This window comes from Gemmatimonadota bacterium, from assembly GCA_016714015.1.
Taxonomy (GTDB): domain Bacteria; phylum Gemmatimonadota; class Gemmatimonadetes; order Gemmatimonadales; family Gemmatimonadaceae; genus Pseudogemmatithrix.
In genome coordinates this window covers 397,666-416,081 of the sequence record JADJNZ010000005.1, presented here as the reverse complement: position 1 = coordinate 416,081, position 18,416 = coordinate 397,666, and the positions used below count along the sequence as shown (strand labels likewise).

Annotated in this window: 12 protein-coding genes; 7 read left to right on the top strand and 5 right to left on the bottom strand. The window is 72.3% G+C overall.

From position 1 onward, the window contains the following. Positions 1–63: 63 nt before the first annotated feature. On the top strand, positions 64–1,407 hold the full coding sequence (locus IPJ78_12120; GenBank protein MBK7907297.1) for an alginate export family protein: 1,344 nt from the start codon (positions 64–66) through the stop codon (positions 1,405–1,407). A 40-nt stretch (positions 1,408–1,447) separates the two neighbouring features. Here IPJ78_12120 and IPJ78_12115 read toward each other — a convergent pair whose 3' ends face one another. The 4 genes from IPJ78_12115 to IPJ78_12100 form a co-directional block, all read right to left on the bottom strand. Further along, entirely contained in the window at positions 1,448–2,674 is a 1,227-nt protein-coding gene (locus tag IPJ78_12115) for a serpin family protein (protein ID MBK7907296.1), read from the bottom strand. A gap of 51 nt (positions 2,675–2,725) precedes the next feature. Continuing rightward, positions 2,726–5,080: a penicillin-binding protein 1C gene (pbpC, locus tag IPJ78_12110; protein MBK7907295.1), complete on the bottom strand. Its 2,355-nt coding sequence runs from the start codon at positions 5,078–5,080 to the stop codon at positions 2,726–2,728. Further along, positions 5,077–10,812 (bottom strand): hypothetical protein, encoded by a 5,736-nt coding sequence (locus IPJ78_12105; protein MBK7907294.1) that lies wholly within the window; start codon positions 10,810–10,812, stop codon positions 5,077–5,079. The genes pbpC and IPJ78_12105 overlap by 4 nt, the downstream gene beginning before the upstream one ends. Positions 10,813–10,873: 61 nt before the next feature. Then, entirely contained in the window at positions 10,874–11,713 is an 840-nt protein-coding gene (locus IPJ78_12100) for a creatininase family protein (GenBank protein MBK7907293.1), read from the bottom strand. Between the two features lie 72 nt (positions 11,714–11,785). Here IPJ78_12100 and IPJ78_12095 point away from each other — a divergent pair, with 72 nt between their 5' ends. From IPJ78_12095 to IPJ78_12085, 3 genes are all read left to right on the top strand, one after another. Continuing rightward, positions 11,786–12,760 carry a hypothetical protein gene (locus IPJ78_12095; GenBank protein ID MBK7907292.1) on the top strand — a complete coding sequence of 325 codons (975 nt, stop codon included), beginning with the start codon at positions 11,786–11,788 and terminating at the stop codon, positions 12,758–12,760. A gap of 93 nt (positions 12,761–12,853) precedes the next feature. Further along, positions 12,854–13,780, top strand: coding sequence for a proline dehydrogenase family protein (locus tag IPJ78_12090; GenBank protein ID MBK7907291.1), 927 nt, complete (start codon positions 12,854–12,856; stop codon positions 13,778–13,780). 4 nt (positions 13,781–13,784) lie between these two features. Then, entirely contained in the window at positions 13,785–15,476 is a 1,692-nt protein-coding gene (locus tag IPJ78_12085; protein MBK7907290.1) for a hypothetical protein, read from the top strand. Here IPJ78_12085 and IPJ78_12080 read toward each other — a convergent pair. Then, a complete protein-coding gene (locus IPJ78_12080; GenBank protein MBK7907289.1) occupies positions 15,473–16,258 on the bottom strand; it encodes a HAMP domain-containing histidine kinase in 786 nt (261 codons plus the stop codon). The genes IPJ78_12085 and IPJ78_12080 overlap by 4 nt on opposite strands. 221 nt (positions 16,259–16,479) lie before the next feature. On the opposite strand from IPJ78_12080, the gene IPJ78_12075 reads away from it, so the two are divergent. The 3 genes from IPJ78_12075 to IPJ78_12065 are packed head-to-tail and all read left to right on the top strand — an operon-like array spanning position 16,480 to position 18,411. Further along, positions 16,480–17,190, top strand: a complete 711-nt coding sequence (locus tag IPJ78_12075; protein MBK7907288.1) for a TonB family protein — start codon at positions 16,480–16,482, stop codon at positions 17,188–17,190. Between the two features lie 55 nt (positions 17,191–17,245). Then, positions 17,246–17,620: a cupin domain-containing protein gene (locus tag IPJ78_12070; GenBank protein ID MBK7907287.1), complete on the top strand. Its 375-nt coding sequence runs from the start codon at positions 17,246–17,248 to the stop codon at positions 17,618–17,620. Positions 17,621–17,622: 2 nt separating this feature from the next. Beyond that, positions 17,623–18,411, top strand: coding sequence for an SDR family oxidoreductase (locus tag IPJ78_12065; GenBank protein ID MBK7907286.1), 789 nt, complete (start codon positions 17,623–17,625; stop codon positions 18,409–18,411). Positions 18,412–18,416: the final 5 nt, after the last annotated feature.

The following is an 18,416-nucleotide window of genomic DNA, read 5'->3' as shown; positions in this document are numbered from 1 at the left end:
CCATCGCCCCGTCCGCGCCAGCGCCCACACGTCGGGGTGTTCGCCGCGCTGCTCGCGTGTGCGATGCCGACCGTCGTCGTCGCGCAGGAACGTCCCGCCGCGCCCAGACCAGCGTTCGAGAACCTGCGGTATCGCGAGGATTGGTCGTCCAAGCCATCCGGGGACGCGTGGGACGCGCTCAAGCATGTCGATCTCGACGCCGCGGGGCGTCACTGGATCTCCTTTGGCGGACATCTCCGGGTCCGCGGCGAGTCGGTGCGCAACTTCCTTGGCGGTGGACCAGGCACGCGCCGCGATGCGTTCCTGGTCGGGCGCGCGCATCTCCATGCCGACCTGCATGTCGGCTCCCATGTGCGGGGGTTCGTCGAGGGCCGCGTGGCGGACGTGGCGGGCCGGGAGCTGCCCGGAGGGGCGCGAGCGATCGACCGCGACCGATTGGATCTCGGCAACGCCTTCCTCGAGGCGCGCGGGTCGGCGCAAGGGATGCTGGTGATCGCGCGCGTCGGCCGTCAGGAACTCCAGTTGGGCCGTGAACGCATCCTCTCACCACTCGACTGGGCGAACGTGCGGCGCATCTTCGAGGGCGCGTCCGCGGAGGTCCGTCGCGGGTCCGTCGCCGTCACCGCCTTCGCGGTGCACCCGCTCCAGATACTCCCCGAGGCGCGCGATGTCGCGCTTGACGGCGTGTCGCTCCTGGGAAGCGAGGTGTCGTGGCGTGCGCCGACGAGCGGGCGTGTGCTCGAAGCGGCCCTGCTCGTGCGATCCACCGACGCGGTCGGCGCGGTGGCCGGCGCCGAGCGATCGACGCTCGCCGCCCGACTCCTGACCCCGGTCGGGCGGCGGGAGCTGGTGCTCGAAGTGGAGGGCGGCGTGCAACGCGCGAGCGGCACCGGACGCGCGACCTTCGCGACGATGCTCGCGACCGACCTGACGTTGTCACCGAGGTGGCGCGGCGCCCCGGCGATCACACTCGGCATCGACCGCGCGAGCGGGACCCCCGCTGGCGCGCCCGCGCAGAGCGAGACCTGGGACCAGTTGTACCCGCTCGCCCACGCCTACGCCGGGTTCGCGGACATGCTCGGCCGTCGGAACCTGTTGGAGGAACGCCTCGTGGTGCAGTTCTCGCCGCGCCCGCCCGTGCGTGCACGCGTGGCGTTCCACGCGTTCCAACGCGTGTCCGATGCCGACGCCGCCTATGATGTCGCCGGCGCGGTGTTCCGGAGTGCGCTCCCGGGAAGCGCGCGCGACGTGGGGAAAGAGGTCGACCTCTCGATACAGTGGCGGCTCAGCCGCCACCTGCGCGCCGACGGCGGCATCGCGCGAGTCTCCGCCGGTCGGTTCCTGCGCGAGACGGGGAGCGCCCTGCCGTACACCTGGGGCTTCGCGTCACTCGTCGCCACCTTCTGACATCAGGGTGCTGCGGGCCCCCGCGCCGGCTGACCGCGCCTCACTCCGGCACCCGCAGGATCTTCCCCATGAACAGGATCGTCCCGGAGAACCGTTCGCGGATCACCATCAGGAACGGCTCATTCACCGTGAAGCTCGGCGGCAAGCTCGTGACCTCGACCCCAACCGAGGTCACCGCCGCGGCCTCGGTCCCCGCCTCGTTCACCTCGACGAACGTCTTGTGCTTCACCGCGCTGATGAACGGCCCCGGCTGGTTCGGCTCGAAGAGGTTCCGGAAGTCGGCCGCGCCGTCCACGAACGCGACCCCCATCCCGAGCGCGGCGAGGTCGTCGTTGAGCGACCGCTCGTACTCCAGCGTGAACTTCGGCATCACCAGGTCCATCGTCTGCCGCTGCAGCGACGCCATCCACCCGGACCAGCGCTGCGGGGTGAGTGAGTCGATCAGGTCGTGGATGTCGCCGGTCGCGCCCGGCAGCACGAGGTCCACCACGAAGGCCTCGTTGCCATAGCGCAGCTCGGCGATGTTCACCTCGGCGATCTGGAGCACGTCGAACGCGGTCTTGTTGCGCATCATCGGCACCTGCTGCGGGTTGCCGAACGCCGGCATGAAGGCCCCGGGTGACGTCTTCCGAGGATCGAACGCGTCGACCCACTTCGCCTTGAAGTAGACGGCGTTCATGAGGAACATCACCGTCTCGGGATCGATCGCGTCCACGATTTGCGGGATGCGGCCGTTGGTCGCGCTGCTCGCCCAGCGGTTCATCGTGTCGGGCGCCGTCGGCAACCCGAAGTCGAGCGCCTGCACACGCGCATCGAAGCTCGCGAGGAGCGCGTCTCGGAAGTCGGCGTCGGCGGAGAGGCCCGTGCGATACCAGACGGCGTTGGCGATGCGCATCTCGGTGGTGCGGTCGATCCCCAGCAACAGGTCGATCAGCCCGCGATAGCCGGCGTTGATGTCGGCGAGCGGCATCCCCTCGAACCCGAGCGCGGCGCGCATCGAGTCGAGCGTCGCGTTCGCCGCGCCGTTCAGCGTCATGCCGAGCGCCATCGAGACGCTCAACGGCGAGATGAAGACGTTCGAATCCCGCGCGGCGGCGCTGCGACGCATCAGGTCGAAGGCGAAGCGGTTGGACCGCTGCACGACCTCGCCTTCGGCGACGGTCAGTGCGCGCGGCAGTCCGGTGATGGGGGCCGGCGGTCCGGACGGCTCCGTCGCGCAGGCCATCGTTCCCATCGTGATCATCGTCAGCAGCAGGGTCCGTCGCATCATGCGCTCCGTCAAGGTTCGTGCGTTCCTACCCGACCGTTCGTCCCGCCGTCACTCCTCCACGCGGATTCGCACCTCGGTCACCGTGCCCGTTGCGGCGACGGCGCGGATCAGGTGCGCGCCGGGGCGGAGCCGCCAACGCGAGGCGTCGTGTGGTACCCCGTCCACGAACCAGCGCACCACCCCCGTCGCGCCTTCCGCGCGGAGCGCCACCGTCGCGTAGTCCGCGGGCACGCCCGGCGGCATCCTATATACGTCACCGTCGGCCGGCGAGACGATCTGGAAGCCGCGCACCGAAGCCACGCGCTCCATCGCGCGAGCGGACTCGCGCTCGCCGCGCGCCTCCGCACCCGGGTCGATGCGATCCCGTTCCTCCACGAACTCGGGATCGACCGACGCGAGCTGGAACCCGTTCCCCGCCTGCGAGACCCACGCGCCATACTCGTCCGGCAATCGCACGCGTCCGCCGCGCACCCAGGAGTCGCGCACCGTGGGCGCCGTGCCCGCGACGAACCACTCGCGCACGCCCGGGCACTCGCGCGTGGCGAGCAGGCCCGACACCCGACACACCGACTCCGGGACGAGCCCTTCGGTCTCCGGCGACGGCAGTGCGGCGGGCGCGTACCGCGCCGCGGTGACGATCGCCGCGCGATGCAGCAGCGGCCCCGCGCCGGTCACGCCGCTCACCCCTTCCATGGGACGGCCGCTCACGTCGCCGGCCCACACCGCGACGGTGAAGCCCCCGGTCACCGCGACCGCCCAGTTGTCGGTGAAGTGCCGGCTGGTGCCGGTCTTCACCGCCGCGGGGAACGGGAAGTCGAAGGGCGTGACGACGCCGAACCCGGGGACGCGCGCGGCCGGATCGGCGAGGACGTCGAGCACGAGCGTGGCGGCGGCACGCGAGACGATGCGACGACCGTCACCGGGCGCGGCGGTCTCGTCGAGCCGCCAGTGCCACCCGGCGTAGCGACCGCCGTTGGCGAGCGCACGATAGCCGTTCGCGACCTCCATCAACGTCACGTCGCCGTTGCCGAGCGCGAGCCCGAGACCGTAGTGATCGGCGGTGCGGCGGAGCGACGCGAAGCCGGCGAGGTGCAAGGTGTGCAGCAACGCGCCCGTCCCCACCTGCTGCGCGAGCAGCACCGCGGGCACGTTGTACGAACTCGCGAGCGCCTCGCGCGCGCGCACGGGACCGCGGAAGCGACGGTCGTAGTTGCGCGGCTCGTAGGGTCCGCTCACGGTGGAGAACTGCGTCGGCACGTCCGGCAGCACGGTCGCCGCGGTCACGCCGCGATCGAAGGCGAGCGCGTAGAGGAACGGCTTGAGCGCCGAGCCGGGCTGGCGCGCGGAGACGACCATGTCGGTCTGCCCGCTGCGCGGCTCCCAGAAGTCGGGCGACCCGACCCACGCGAGGACGCCGCCGGTCGCGTTGTCGAGCACGACGATCGCCGCCTGCCGCACGCCGCGGTCACCGAGCAGCGCGACGGCCTGGCGCGCCTCGGCCTCGAGCTCGGCTTGCAGTCCGGCATCGATGGTCGTGCGGAGCGTGACGTCGCCCGCGGACCGCTCGGCGTCGGCCCGCGCCTCCTGCAGCACCCGCGTGGTGAAGTGCGGCGCGAGGAACGGGTCGCGCGTGCGGCGCGTGAGCGCGGGTTCGTCGTCGGCGCGGCGGGCGACGTCGTCACGGATCGCCCCGGCGCGCACCATCCGCGCGAGCGCGACGCGCCGACGCGCCATCGCGCGGCGGGGCGACGTCACCGGGTTGTCGCGCGAGGGAGCGTGCGCGAGTCCGGCCAGCATCGCCGCTTCACCCACGCTCAGTTCATTCGCGTCGGCTCCCATATAGAACGCCGACGCCGCCGCGACGCCGGCGGTGTTCTGGCCGAGGTGCACGCGGTTGAGGTACTGCTCGAGGATCTCCTGTTTGGAGAGGTGCCGCTCGAGCCGGAGCGCCCACGCGGTCTCCGCGACCTTGCTGCGCCAGCCCCGCGCGCCGGGATCGAGGAGTCGCGCGAGCTGCATCGTGATGGTCGACGCGCCCGAGACGATGGTCCCCGCGCGCCAGTTGTCGCGCGCCGCGCGCCCCACCGCGCGCGGGTCCACGCCGTCATGGTCCCAGAACCGACGGTCCTCCACCGCGATGAAGGCGACGATCAGATCCGGATCGATCCGGTCGATCGGCATCCAGCGCCCGCGCGTGCCGTCCTCGGCGCGCGTGGAGCGCAGCAGCACGCCATGCCGGTCGAGGATCCGCACGCCGGGGTCCGGCGGCGGGTCGAGGAGTCCGGGCGGCAGCGGCCGCAGGACCCATGCGCCGAGCGCCACCGCGCCGACGGTCGCCGCCGCACCGGCAGCGACGACCGCCGCGCGCAGCGCGCGCAGGACCCGCACGACGCGAGGACTCACGGCGACCGGGGCGTGACGGTGAAGCTCCCGCCATCGCTCCGGCCGTTCACGCCGGGATCGTACATCTCCTCGGCGCGGGCCGGCGGACGGATGAACGTCCCCGGCGTCGTCGCGCGCGCGATGTAGCTGATGTCCCACGTCCCCTTCCAGAGCCACGACGCCGACCAGACGACGCGATCATCGCGGATCTCGCGGAAGTCCCACGGCGACCACCAGCCACCTTCCCAGCGGCCGTAGCCGAGCCCGCCCTCATCGTCGCCCTCTTCGCCACCCTCCGCGTCGGGATCGCGCGGCGCGGGCCGGCCGGCGGCCGGTCCTCCGCCCACCACGCTCGACGTGCGCAGGCTCAGGTCCACGGCCTCGAGTCCGGCGGGCAGCGCATCGTCCACCACGACGAAGCGCCGTTCCACCGGCACGGTGATGCGCAGGCGCACGCGCACGAGCTCGCCTTCGGCCACGGAGGTGACGGGCTTCGCATCGCCGTAGCGCTCGTACCACCGCTCGACGCGGATCCCCGCGTCCGCGGGGCGCACGGGCGGCTTGGAGGGCATCTCGGTGACCGTCACATGGAAGAACGACGGCAACGCCGCCGTCCCTTCGGCGCGGAGCGTGAGGCGCAGCGCGCGCGTCTCGTCGCGCACCGGACCGAGCAGCGAGGCGATGGCGAGCGTCGTGTCGCCGCGCGCGGTCACCGTGCGGAGCACCTGTCGCGTGCCGCTGCGCACGACGAGCGGACGTGGCGCGCTCGACGCGGCCTTCGCGTCGAACATCGCGATGGCGCGCACCGCGGCCGCCTGGTCCTGCGTGTTCTGCCAGTAGCGCCCGCGCGGCGTGACCGCGAGCCGCTCGACGAGCGGTCCGACGAGCGCATGCCCCGGATCCACCGCGAGCGTCGCGGTGAGCAACCGCGCGGTCTCGCGCGTGGAGGAATGGAAGTACCACTTGGTGGTGTCGGCCGGGAGCACCGCGGTGCGGCCATCGACGCGGACCTCCGCCCAGACGAGCGCCAGCAGGCTGCGCGCCTCGGTGGTCGCCCCGCGCCGCGCGAGCACCTCGGCGAGCCGGATGCGGTCCTCGCGCAGCATGAAGGGCGCGTTGCGCAGCAGTTCGTTCTCCGCCGGACGGTCCGCCTGCCCGGCGCGACTCAGGAAGTCCACGGCCGCGACCTGGTCGGCGAGCCGCGTCGAGCGGCGGTCGTACCACCACTGCAACGGCCCGCGATCCTTCGGCTCCTCGCGCAGCGCGCCGCGCACGTACTCGGAGAGGCGCGCGAGCGCCGCCGAATCGACGGGGACGCCGAGCTCCTTCGCCTCGATGATCACGTTCGCCGCGTACGCGGTGAGCCACGGCGTCGTCCAATCGCCCGAACTCCAGTAGCCGATGCCGCCGTCGGCGCGCTGCCTGCCGAGGAGCACGCCGATCCCGCGCGCGACCTCGCGTCGCGCGATCGCCGCCTCGGCCGGGGTCAGCGCGCCGCGCGCCTGCAACAGCGCGAGGAGCGGCGTGACGCGGCTCGAGATCTGCTCGGTGCATTCGTACTCGTAGACCCGCAACGAGGTGCGGATGCCGCGCACGAGGGTCATCGGCGTGTTGCCGAGGGTGATGGTCACGCGCGACCGGGCCGGATCGATGTCCGCCGGCAGGTCGAAGACCACCGAGGCGGTGTCGCGCAGCGTCCCGGAGACGACATGCCGCCGCTCGAACGCGTCGGGCTTCACGGGAATCGCCACGCGCACCGCATCCGACTCGCGCCCGGAGCGCACGTCGAAACGGAAGGCCGCGCTCTCGGCCGCCACGGCGGCAAAGCGGAAGCGTGCTTCGGCCCCGCGTCCTGCGGCGAGCGGGATGGTGCGCTCCGCCGCGCCGAGCAGACGCACCCCCGTGGACTGGGCCTTCACCGTCGCCTGCGTTGCCACGCCATCACGGCGATTCACGACCGTGCCGGCGGAGAGCGTGTCGCCGGGCCGCACGAACCGCGGCAGAGCCGGGCGCGCGACGACGGGGCGCGTCACGAGCATCGGCGTCTCACCCTTGCCGTAGCGATCGGCATCGGTGACAGCGACGGCCATCACGCGGAAGGTCGTGAGGTTGTCGGGGAGCTTCGCCTTCACCGTCGCGTTGCCCGCCGAGTCGGTGACGACCTCGCCGAGGTAGAAGGCGACCGTGCGGAAGGTCGAGCGCAGCACTTCCGATCCGTCGGCGCCACCGCCGCCGCCGGCCTCGCGTCGTCCCTTCTCGCCCTCGGCCACCTGCGGCGTGACCGCGACGAGATTGCTGGCGAGCCGCATGCCGAGGTCGCGCGGGCGGTACATCAGGTCGAGCGGGTCGGGCGTCTTGTAGCCGGTGAGCGCGAGCACGCCCTCATCCACCGCCCAGAGCGCCACCTCGGAGCGGGCGCCGGCGCCGCGCGCGTCGCGGACCGCGAGCCGCACCTGCGCCGTGTCGCCGGGGCGGTACTCGGGCTGCACGAGCGAGACGGCGACGCGCAGCCGCTTCACCTCGGGCGTGACGCGCAGCTGCGTGTAGCCCACGCGCATCGTCGGGCGGCCGGGATCGTCGAGCTTCCCCGGCGGCGCGCTGCGGCCGCGCACGACGACCACCGAGACAAAGGCGTTGGGCACGAACGCCTCGGTGATGGGGATCTTCACCATCTGCGAGCCGGAGGTGATGCGGAAGCGTCGCTGCTCGATCACCTGCTCGCGCTCCACCGTGAGCCACGCTTCGGCGTCGGTGAAGGGCGAGGCGATGAGCACCGAGGCCGTGTCGCCCACGTCGTAGCGATCGCGATCGGCGAAGAGGTCCATCTTGAACTGCGTCTCGTCGCCCCAGGCGACGAACCCCTGCCCGGTGACCCAGCGCGAGAACGAGGTCACCGCCTGGCGCCCGTCGCGATCGCTCGCGCGGAACTCCACCGTGTGCACGCCGCCCTGCCGCGGCACGAGCGTGCAGGTGGACGCCTCGGCGGCGCTGGTCACGGTGCAGGTCGCGACGGTGTCCACGACGTACTCGCCCACCATCGTCGCGATCCCGTCGCGCTCGCGGCGCACGCGATGCCAGTCGCGCCGGATGAGCCGGCCCACGATCCGCGCGCCGATCTCCGCCTCGCCATCCGGCCGCACCGCGCGGACCTGGATGCGCTGCGGCTCGGGCGCGCGCCAGAACCAGCTCTCGCCGTCGACCTTCGCCGCGACGTAGAAGCGCGCCGGGTGCACGAGGGTGCTCGTCACCGCGCCCACCACCTGTCGATTGACGTCGGTGACCGCCGCCGCGAGGATGAGCCGCGTGGTCACGCCGTCGTCGCGCGCCGGCACCGCGACGGGCACGGTGCGATCACCGCGGTCGTCGAGCGTATCGATCCCGCTCTGGACACTCCCGGCGTACGGCGACTCGCGCTCGTACCCCCAGGTGTTGTTGCCGATGCTCCAGCCGTCGAGCCCGGGGATGCGGACATCCCAGGGCCAGACGCGCTCCACGCGCGCTTCCCAGTTGAGCTGCGCCCGGGCCATCGGTGCGCCGAACAGGTAGCGCGCGGTCACGCCGAAGCGCACCTCGCGCCGGTCCGCGTCGCCCGCCGATCGCACCGTGGCATCGACGAGGAACTCGGGGGGCCGGTACTCGCCCACGCGATAGCTCGTGCTCGCGATCTCGCGCCAGGCGCCGCGCCGCTTCAGCATCACGCGCACGCGGTGCGTCCCGACCGGCGCGGTCGTCGGCAGGTCCACGCGATGCTGCGTGGTGCCGAACTCGGAGAGGGCGACGGTGCGGGTGAAGGTGTCGTTCCCTTCGCGATCGCTCAGCACCCAGCGCACCGAATCGGCGCGCACCGGGCGACGCAGCGCGCCGAGCGGTCCGGTGCGCACGACCGCCTTGAGGTTCACCTGCTCGCCGGGACGATAGATGCCGCGATCCGCCCAGAGGGCGCCGGCGATGGGGAAACGCTCGCCGCCCCACGCCGAGTTCACGCCGAAGGTCCACGCGCTCAGGTCGGGGTCGTAGCGATTGACCGCGACGAGCGCGCGATCGGTGCCGCTGCGCACCTCGATGTAGGCGCCGTCGCCTTCATCGCCGCCGTACTCCCCGTCCCCTTCGCCGTCCGCGGCGTCCGGTGCGGCGAGCGGCTCCGTGAAGTCAATGAGTCGCGCGAGTCCCTCCGCGTCGCTGCGCGCGCGCGCGAGCACGGTGCCGCCGGCATCGTGCACGATCACCTCGGCCCCCGCGCGCGGCTTGCCGTCGCTCACGCCGGTCACCCACACCACGCCTTCCTGCACGCCGAGCCGCGCGGTCACGCCGATGTCCGTCACCTGCACGAGGGAGATCGTCGCGTTCGCGATGCCGTTCCCCGCGCCGAGTCCTGTGCCGCCGACCTTCACGGCGAAGAGCGTCGGCGCGTCGCCGCGCGAGGCATCGACCACCGGCATCGGCAATCCGGTGAGCGACCCGCGATCACGCCCGGCGCGCGTGGGGATGCGCTGCACCGTCGCGCGCGATGCGACCGAGTCCCACAGCTCGCCGTAGCCCCAGGCATAGCGCGCGAGCCACTGCTGCTCGCGCGCGCGCGGGATGGGCGCGATCATCGCGACGAGCGTGTCGGCGTTGGCGTGCTCGACCGGGAGCGTCCGGAAGCCCACGCGCTCCACCGTCTGCTTGCCGTAGGGATAGGAGACGTAGGCTTCGTAGCCGGTCGTCTTGAACGCGCCGGCAGGATTCCCCGAGATGCGCTGGCCGTATACGTCGCGCAGCGCGGTGTCCACCACCACCGCGTAGCCGGTGCGCGGGAGGAGCGGTGCCTCGAGCACCCAGGTGGCCGAGACGGCGTTGGTGTCGCGCAGCGTGAAGGGTTGCGCCGGGATGAGCCGCACATGCTTCGCGACCTGTTGCCCCGTGACGGGCGTGGAGAAGGCGATGCGCGCCGGACCGCGCGCGCAGCTCGCGGTATGGAACGCGCCGCAGGCTGTCTCGGCGATGCGCAACGGACCGTACGAGCGGAATCCCCAGCGCACGAGCGTGACCGGCGCGATGGCGGAGAGCTCCTGCGGGACCACGAGCTCGCCCGCGCACCCGCGCGGGATGGGCGTGCGCGGGAAGAGCGAGACGACACGGCGCAGCGAATCGAGCGAACGCTCCCGTTCCCACCCGCCGGCGTTCTGCAGGTCCCACGGATCGCGGTCGTTGAGGCGGCGCTGTTCCGCCGCGCGCAGCGGGACGATGCGCGGCGTGCACGTCGAGGCCATCTCGACGAACGCCACCTCGCTCAACCGCGCGAGATCGAGCGAGTCGGTGGCGACGACCTCGAACCGCTGCGCGGGCGTCACTTGGTCGGTCGTGTTGGACGGGCCCACCGGTGTGCCGGCGAGCAGGCGCGGACCACGCACGCGGAAGGCGAAGCGATGCGGCTCCTCGAGTCGCGTGCCATCCACCGCCTCGAAGTCGTTCGGCACCGTGACCACCACGCGCAGGTCGGCGGGGAGCGGCCGCGATGGCACGAAGCGCACCGTCACCGGATCGCGCCACTCGTAGCGCCCGGCGATCGCCGGCACGATCTGCATCACCTTCGCCGGATCCACCCCGCGCTCGAGCGACCCCACGACCGGTCGATCGAAGCTCACCGCGATCTCCGTGACGGGATCGGACACACCGACGGGCGTGGAGCGGATCACGCGCAACGGCGCGTGCGTGGCGAAGACGGCGAGGGCGCCAGCGACGGCGACGGGGATCAGGCGGAGAGGATGCATCCTCTACGATGTGATGCCGCACCGACAGCGTCCATGGGGGCGCGGCGCCGGTGCGCCGGCGCTACGGTCGCGGCGACACCGGCCGCGCCCGGAGGGTCTCGATCTCGGCGAGGATCTCGGCCAGCGTCGCCTCCACCACCACCCGGCCCTTCTCCCGCGTGGCCAGGGTCGCGTCCCCCCAGACGCCGCTCGGCGAGTAGGTCTTGGCGGTCCTGGGCACCCGGGAGAGGCCCCCGACCCCCTGGGGCGAATCGTCCCGGACGGCCTTCGACATGTCCACCCGGTCCGGGTACATGTAGAGCATCATCGAGGTCTCCATCTCGTCGGCGTGGGTGCCGCGCACCTGCTGTCGCACCCGCGCCTCGGCCGCGCTCCCCGCCTTGAGCACGTCGGTGAAGCCGAATCGGATGCCCTCGGCCTCCAGGATCTCCGCCGCCGCGGTGAGGGGCCGGAGCGTCGAGACCCCGGTATTGAGCACGTAGAAGCGGCGCGGCCCGTACGCCGCGAGGCTCCGCACGATGTCCACGATGAGGTCGCGCGCCGTCTCGAACCGCAGGTGCGTCGAGCCGGGGTACTCCACGAACGACGGATAGAAGTGGTAGTTGACCGTCGGGGCCATGATCACGTTCGAGGCCGCGAGCACGCGGTCGCGATACCAGGTCGCCAGCCGAAAGTCGTTGTCCAGCCGCAGGTGCGGCCCGTGCTCCTTTGCCTCGGCGCCGAGCGGGATGACGACGAGCGCCTCGGGCGTGAGCACCCGTTCAGCTTCCGGCCAGGTGAGGTCGGCGAGGACGATGCCCTTGGGTCCGGCAGGGCCGGGGCCTGGCGCCTGCGCCGCGCCGAGCGTCGCGACGCTGATGAGAACGAGGACCGACCCGAGCATCCGCCGTGACGCGTGCATCCGGCTCTCCATATGGAAGGATGCCCGAACTTACGGTTTGACCGCGCTCCTCGCCTGTACGCATCTTTGGCCATGGCCCGCCTGCACGTCCTCGACCTCGACCCGCAGACGACCCGCCTCTGGGCCATCGGGCGTCACGGCGGGATGATCGGGCTCGTCGCGCTCCTCGCGACCCTCGTGCTCGCGCCCGATCCGGCGCTCCGCACGCTCTGGAACATCGCCGTGCCCCTCCTCCCCGCGACCTTCTTCCTCACGCCGGCGCTCTGGCGCGGGGTCTGCCCGCTCTCGACGCTCAATGCGCTCGGGAACCGCGTCGGCCGGCCCCGCGACATGACCGACCGCGAGACGGCGGTGATCGGCGCGCTCGGGCTCGTGCTCTTCCATGTCATCGTCCCCGCGCGTCATCTCGGCCTGAACACCGACGGCCCGCTGCTCGCCGGCGCGCTCCTCGCCATCGGGGCGCTCGCGTTGGCGATGGGCGCGGTCTATTCGTCGCGCAGCGCCTTCTGCAACGCCCTCTGCCCGGTCCTGCCGGTGGAGCGGCTGTACGGGCAGGCGCCGGTGCTCGGCCTCGAGCGCGGCCGGTGCGGGGCGTGCACCGTCTGCACCCCGCGCGGCTGCATCGACCTCGCCGATCGCAAGGCGATGCGCCAGCTCCTCGGCGCCCCGCGCCATGGCCGCACCTGGCTCTCCACGCCGTTCGGGATCTTCGCCGCGGCGCTCCCGGGGTTCATCATCGCGTACTACGCGACCCCCGACCTCGGGTTCGGCAGCGCGGTCCGCGTCTATGCGACCACGCTCGGCGCCTCGCTCGCGAGCTACGCGCTGGTGAGCGCGCTGGTGATCGGCACGGCGGCGCGACCGATGCGGGCCATCGCGTGGTGCGCCGCCCTGAGCGGCGCGCTCTACTATTGGTATACGGCGGTGGTCATCACCCGGAACCTCGCGCTGCCGCCGATGACCGTCCCGGTCATCCGGACCGTGGCGCTGCTGGGCATCGCCGCCTGGACCTGGCGGACGCTGCGGCAGGACGCCACGCCCGCCTGATCGTCCGCTCTCGCGAGCGGGCCGCAGTCGATACTTTTCAGGACGGGGCGGCGGGCCGGTTCGTCCGCTCCGTCCCACGCACTCCCCCCGACCATGTCCATCGGCCGTTCGATCCTCCTCGCCGCGGCACAGAGCCAGGCCCTGAACGATTTCGCCCTGAAGAGCCGCGTGGTGAAGCGCGCCACCAAGGCGTTCATGCCCGGCGAGCGTCCGGAAGACGCCCTCGACGCCGGCGCCGCCCTCATCAAGGACGGGCGCACCCTCCTCTACACGAAGCTCGGCGAGGCGATCACGACCCTCGCCGAAGCCGATGCGGTCCGCGACCACTACCTGTGGTTCTTCGACCAGCTCGCCGCGCGCAAGCTGCCGGCGCATGTGAGCATCAAGCCCACGCAGCTGGGCCTCGACCAGTCCGAGGCGAAGTGCCTCGAGCACTGCCTCGCGCTCGCTGCGAAGGCCGAGTCGGTGGGATCGGCGCTCTGGATCGACATGGAGGACAATACCTATGTCGATCGGACGCTCGCGCTGTACGAGGCCGTGAAGCGGAAGCACCCGTCGAGCGGGCTCGCGCTCCAGGCGTACCTGTTCCGCACCCCGAAGGACCTCGAGCGCCTGCGCCCGCTCAAGCCGGTGATCCGTCTCGTGAAGGGCGCGTACGCCGAGCCGGCGACGGTCGCCTTCCCCAAGAAGTCCGACACCGACGCGGCCTACGAGGCGATCTCGCGCACCATGCTCGACTGGGCGAAGACGGGCGAGTGCACGCCGATCCTCGGCACGCACGACATCCCGCTCCTCGGCCGCCTCGCCGCGTATGCGGACGGCATCGGTCTCGCCAAGGGCAAGTACGAGATCCACATGCTCTACGGCATCCGCGAGAAGGAGCAGGCGCGCTTCCGTCGCGAGGGGCACGCGGTCGCGACGCTCATCAGCTACGGCAACGCCTGGTTCCGCTGGTACATGCGCCGCCTCGCCGAGCGGCCGGCGAACGTGCTGTTCGTCGCGAAGTCGTTCTTCGGCTGACCTGATGGACGCCCGGCTCGAACGACTCCACGCGCTGCGCGGGACGTTCGGGCCGGCGAGCGCGCGCGAGCGCGGCGCACTGCTGCGCGCGCTCGCCCGGACACGATGGACGCGCGCCGACGCGCTCGCTGCCTGGCACGACGAGCTCCTCTTCGTCGCCGCCTTCCCTGACACCGCGACGAACCTCCGCCTCGCCCGCGCCGCGCTCGCGCGGATCGCGACGCGCGTACGGGCGCTCCCCGCGCGACAGCGCGACGCGCTGGCCGACTCGGGGATCGCCGGCACGGTGACGAGTCACACGTTCATGTATGGTGCCGCACGCTGGCTCGCGGCACACGACGAGGATGTCGCCTTCGCCTGGGAGCGTCCGGCGGACGCCGAGGCGATCGATCCGCTGCTGCGCGCGCAGCTGACGCCGGTCGAACAGGACCGCTTCGATTCGACCGAGGTCTCCACGCTCGACTGGCTCGCCGAGGCGTCGGGCGTGCGCGGCCCGGAGGCACCGGGGGCGGGGCGCGCGATGGCACGCTGGCTCCTGCGCGACCCCGGGGCCGGTGATGCCGCGCTGCTCCGCACGCTGTACGACGACGCCGCCCCGCCGCTCCGCTGGAGCATCGGCGACTCGCCGCGGTCGAGCTCGCGCGGCCATCTCGACGTGCGTCCGGTGCTCCGCCACGGGTTCCGCGCGCTGCCGCGGGATCCCGTCGCGCTCATCGCGACGCCGCTGCCGGGGATCCGTCGCGCGCACGGCGCGGAAGCGGCGCGTTGGCACGACGCCGCGCTCGCCGCGCTCCTCTCGCGCACGCGCGAGGTCTTCCCCACCATCTACGCGAACCACGCCGAGATCATCCTCGCGCCGCTCGGCGAGGGCGTCACGCTCTGCCTCCTCGGCGCCGCGCGCGAGGACCGCTCGGCGCTCGAAGCCAACTACGGCTACGTCATGTTCTCCAACGGCGTGCCCATCGGCTACGGCGGGGTCACGCCGTTCGGCGCGCAGGCCAACACGGGAGCGAACGTCTTCGAGAGCTTCCGGCGGAGCGAGGCGCCGTTCCTGTTCGCGCAGGCGCTGCGCGCGTTCCGCACCCTCTTCGGCGTGACACGGTTCGTCGTGAACCCGTACCAGTTCGGCGCAGGGAATGACGAGGCGATCGCGTCCGGCGCGTACTGGTTCTACGACCGGCTGGGCTTCCGGCCGCAGTCCCCGCGGCTCGCGACGCTCGCGGCGCGCGAACGGACGGCGATCGCCGCGGACCGGACGCACCGCTCGAGCGTGCGGACGCTGCGCGCGCTCGCGAGCGACGACGTGATCCTCACGCTGCCAGACGCGACGGGCGATGGTCCGCTCCCCGAGCGCCTGCTGATCGACGCCGGACGGCTCGCCACGCACGCGCTGTCGGGTGTGACCGCGGGCGAGCGCGCCGGTTGGCTCGAGAATGAGGCGCGCGCGCTGAAGTCGCGATGCGGCGGGGGCGCGGCGCCCCTCACGCGCGCGGAGCGGCTCGGCGCGATGCACCTCGTGCCGTTGCTCCTCGCGCTCGCGCCGCGCATCGCGCGGTGGTCATCGTCGGATCGTGCCGCGCTGTGGGCACTCGTGGCATTGAAGGGCGGCGCGCAGGAACGCGACTTCGCGCGCGCCGCGGCGCGCCTGCCCCTGCTCTGGGACGCGCTCGCGCGCGCCGTGCGCGCGGCGCGCTAGGAGCGGAGGACGCCCGCCGGCCAGGGCTGTTCGGCCGCGATGGGGATCGTCACGCGAACGAAGCAGCCATGGGCGGCGTTGCGGCCCAGCGTGAGCGAGCCGCCCAGCGCCTGCGACGCGAGCGCGGTGAAGGCGAGACTCAATCCGGAGTCGCTCGCGGCAGCGCTCGCATCGGTCCAGTCGAGCGGCGTGTCGTAGCGCGCGTAGAGCGCCGGCTCGAAGTCCACGCCGGCGTCGGCGACCGTCACCGCGAGCATCGCGGGCCCTTCCGCCTCGAGCCGCACGACGATCGCGCTCTCGCGCGGGGCGCGCCGGATCGCGTTGGCGAGCAGGTTGTCCACGATGCGGCGCAGGAGCCGATGATCGAGGCGCACGCGCAGCGCGTCGCTCGGGAGATGCATCGCCAACTGGAGGTTGCGCGACTTGGCGATGAGCGCCTGCGCTGCGACGGCTTGCTCGATGGCCTCGGCGGGATCGTCCAGCTCCGACGACGTGACGAGCCCGCCGCGCTCGAGCTCGCTGAAGCGCGAGAGCGTGTCGATCATGCTCTCCATCCGCTCCGCCGCCGCGCCGATCAGGTCCACACGCCGGCGCTGCACCGACGGGAGCTCCTCGGTCCGCAGCAGGTCGGTGGCGAGCATCATCGTGGCGAGCGGATTCCCGAGGTCGTGCACCGTGAGGCGACGCATCGTCTCGGAGGCCGAGAGCGCCGTGTGATACCGATCGGTCCGCTCGCGTTCGCCGCGGATCTCGCGAGCCACTCCCACCATGTCATTCAGCACGTTGCCTCCGAGGTGATGCGTTCAGCTCCACTGTCTGAGACCTAAGCAATGGCGGTCCGCCCGGTGGCGCCACTCACCCGCCACAGAGTGACATCAAGTCCTAATGTGGGCGTGAGCGAAGCTTCATCCGGCCGTCATGGTGGCGAAGGGTGGCGATGCTAGCGTGCTCCTCGAGAGGCACGACGGACCTCCCGTCGCGCGCCCAGACCCTCGGAGGAACCATGCTGAGACAGTTGCTCGAATCGCGGCCGCAGCGGACCCGCACGCGCTCGGCGGCCATCCTGTCCCTCGTCGTGCACGCGACGATCGTCGGGTCGGCGGTGGCGGGCACCGCCACCATGGTCCAGCCGTCCCCCGACGCGACCATCATCGAGGACATCATCTTCGTGCCGCCGCGTCCGGAGCCCGCGAAGCCGAGCGCGCCGCGGCGTCCGACGCCGCCGGTCGCGCCCGATGCTCCGCAGGTCCCCGGCCCGGTGGTCGTCGCGCCGGTGGAGGTGCCTGACGGCGTCGTGCCGCAGGACCCCGCCACGCCGACCACGGGCGAGCCGGTCTTCCAGGTGCCGAGCCTCGGCGGTGACGGCGGCACCGACTCCACCGCGTTCGATGGGACGGTCGGTACCGGGAACGAGCCGTACTTCGCCGACGAGGTCGAGAAGGCCGCGCGTCCGCTGGGCCGCCAGCGCGAGCCGCGCTACCCCGACCTGCTGCGCACGCAGCGCGTGGAGGGGCAGGTGATCGTGGCCTACGTGGTGGACTCGCTCGGCCGCGTCGAGCCCGCGTCGGTCCGCGTGGTGGAGTCGGCGCATGCGCTCTTCGAGCCGGCCGTGCGACAGGCGGTGTTGGCGACGCGGTTCCGGCCGGCCGAGTGGCGGGGGCGGAAGGTGCGGCAGCTCGTGCAGCAGTCCTTCGTGTTCACGCTCATGCGGTGAGGTGCGGGTCGGTGGGTGGGATGTGGCGCGTGGCCGGATGGGCTACATTCGGCGCATGACCACTCCCACCCACCAGTACAAGCGCTGGAGCGAGGTCCCGCTCGAGACGGTCACCGACCAGATCTCGCGGAAGCTCGTCACCGGCCAGGGCATGATGCTCGCGCAGGTGTTCCTGAAGAAGGGGGCGATCGTGCCCAAGCACCAGCACCACAACGAGCAGTTCACGTACATCCTCGAGGGCGGTCTCCGCTTCTACATGGGCGATGACGGCGCCGAGGTGATCGACGTGATGGCGGGCGAGGTGCTGCACATCCCGTCCAACGTGTGGCACAAGGCGGAGGCGCTCGAGGACACGCTCGACGTGGACATCTTCAACCCGCCCCGCGAGGACTGGCTGAACCACACCGACAACTACTTCCACAAGAAGTAGCGATGGATCTCGGACTCCGCGGCCGCGTCGCCTTCGTCGCGGCCGCCTCGCAGGGACTCGGGCGCGCGATCGCCGAGGAGCTCGCGCGCGAGGGTGCGCGCGTGGCCGTCTGCGCGCGCACCGAGCGCATCCATGAGGTCGCCGCGGCGATCGCGGCGGCGCATGGGGTGGAGACGTTCGCCACCGTCGCCGACGTCTCGGTCCCCGCGGACGTGACGCGCGCGGTGGGCGAGGTGCTCGCGCGCTTCGGGCGGATCGACGTGCTGGTCACCAACGCGGGCGGCCCGCCGCCGGGTCCGTTCGAGTCGCACGCGCCCGAGGCGTGGGCGAAGGCCGTCGCACTCAACCTCGACAGCGTCGTCAATCTCGTGCGCGGCGTGCTCCCGGGGATGAAGGAACGGCAGTGGGGCCGCATCCTCAACGTCACGTCGATCGCGGTGAAGCAGCCGGTGGATGGGCTGATCCTCTCCAACAGCGTCCGCGCCGCGGTCACGGGCTTCGCGCGCACGCTGGCGAACGAGGTCGCGCCCTTCGGCGTGACGGTGAACAACCTGCTGCCGGGTTACACGCGCACCGAGCGGCTCGATGGGCTCGCCGAGCACAACGCGAAGGCGAAGGGGATCACCCGCGCGCAGGCGTTCGACGCGTGGGAGCAGCAGATCCCGATGGGGCGCGTGGGCGAGCCGGCGGAGTTCGCGGCGCTCGCGGCCTTCCTCGCGTCGGAACGGGCCAGCTACATCACCGCGCAGAGCATCGCGGTGGACGGAGGATGGATTCGCGCGCTGCTCTAGCGGCG

Coding starts and splice junctions, on each gene's coding strand:
- IPJ78_12075 (MBK7907288.1), top strand. CDS start 16,480: ATGCTGAGACAGTTGCTCGAATCGCGGCCGCAGCGGACCCGCACGCGC.
- IPJ78_12085 (MBK7907290.1), top strand. CDS start 13,785: ATGGACGCCCGGCTCGAACGACTCCACGCGCTGCGCGGGACGTTCGGG.
- IPJ78_12065 (MBK7907286.1), top strand. CDS start 17,623: ATGGATCTCGGACTCCGCGGCCGCGTCGCCTTCGTCGCGGCCGCCTCG.
- IPJ78_12115 (MBK7907296.1), bottom strand. CDS start 2,674: ATGCGACGGACCCTGCTGCTGACGATGATCACGATGGGAACGATGGCC.
- IPJ78_12100 (MBK7907293.1), bottom strand. CDS start 11,713: ATGCACGCGTCACGGCGGATGCTCGGGTCGGTCCTCGTTCTCATCAGC.
- IPJ78_12095 (MBK7907292.1), top strand. CDS start 11,786: ATGGCCCGCCTGCACGTCCTCGACCTCGACCCGCAGACGACCCGCCTC.
- IPJ78_12090 (MBK7907291.1), top strand. CDS start 12,854: ATGTCCATCGGCCGTTCGATCCTCCTCGCCGCGGCACAGAGCCAGGCC.
- IPJ78_12070 (MBK7907287.1), top strand. CDS start 17,246: ATGACCACTCCCACCCACCAGTACAAGCGCTGGAGCGAGGTCCCGCTC.
- IPJ78_12120 (MBK7907297.1), top strand. CDS start 64: ATGCCGACCGTCGTCGTCGCGCAGGAACGTCCCGCCGCGCCCAGACCA.
- IPJ78_12105 (MBK7907294.1), bottom strand. CDS start 10,812: ATGCATCCTCTCCGCCTGATCCCCGTCGCCGTCGCTGGCGCCCTCGCC.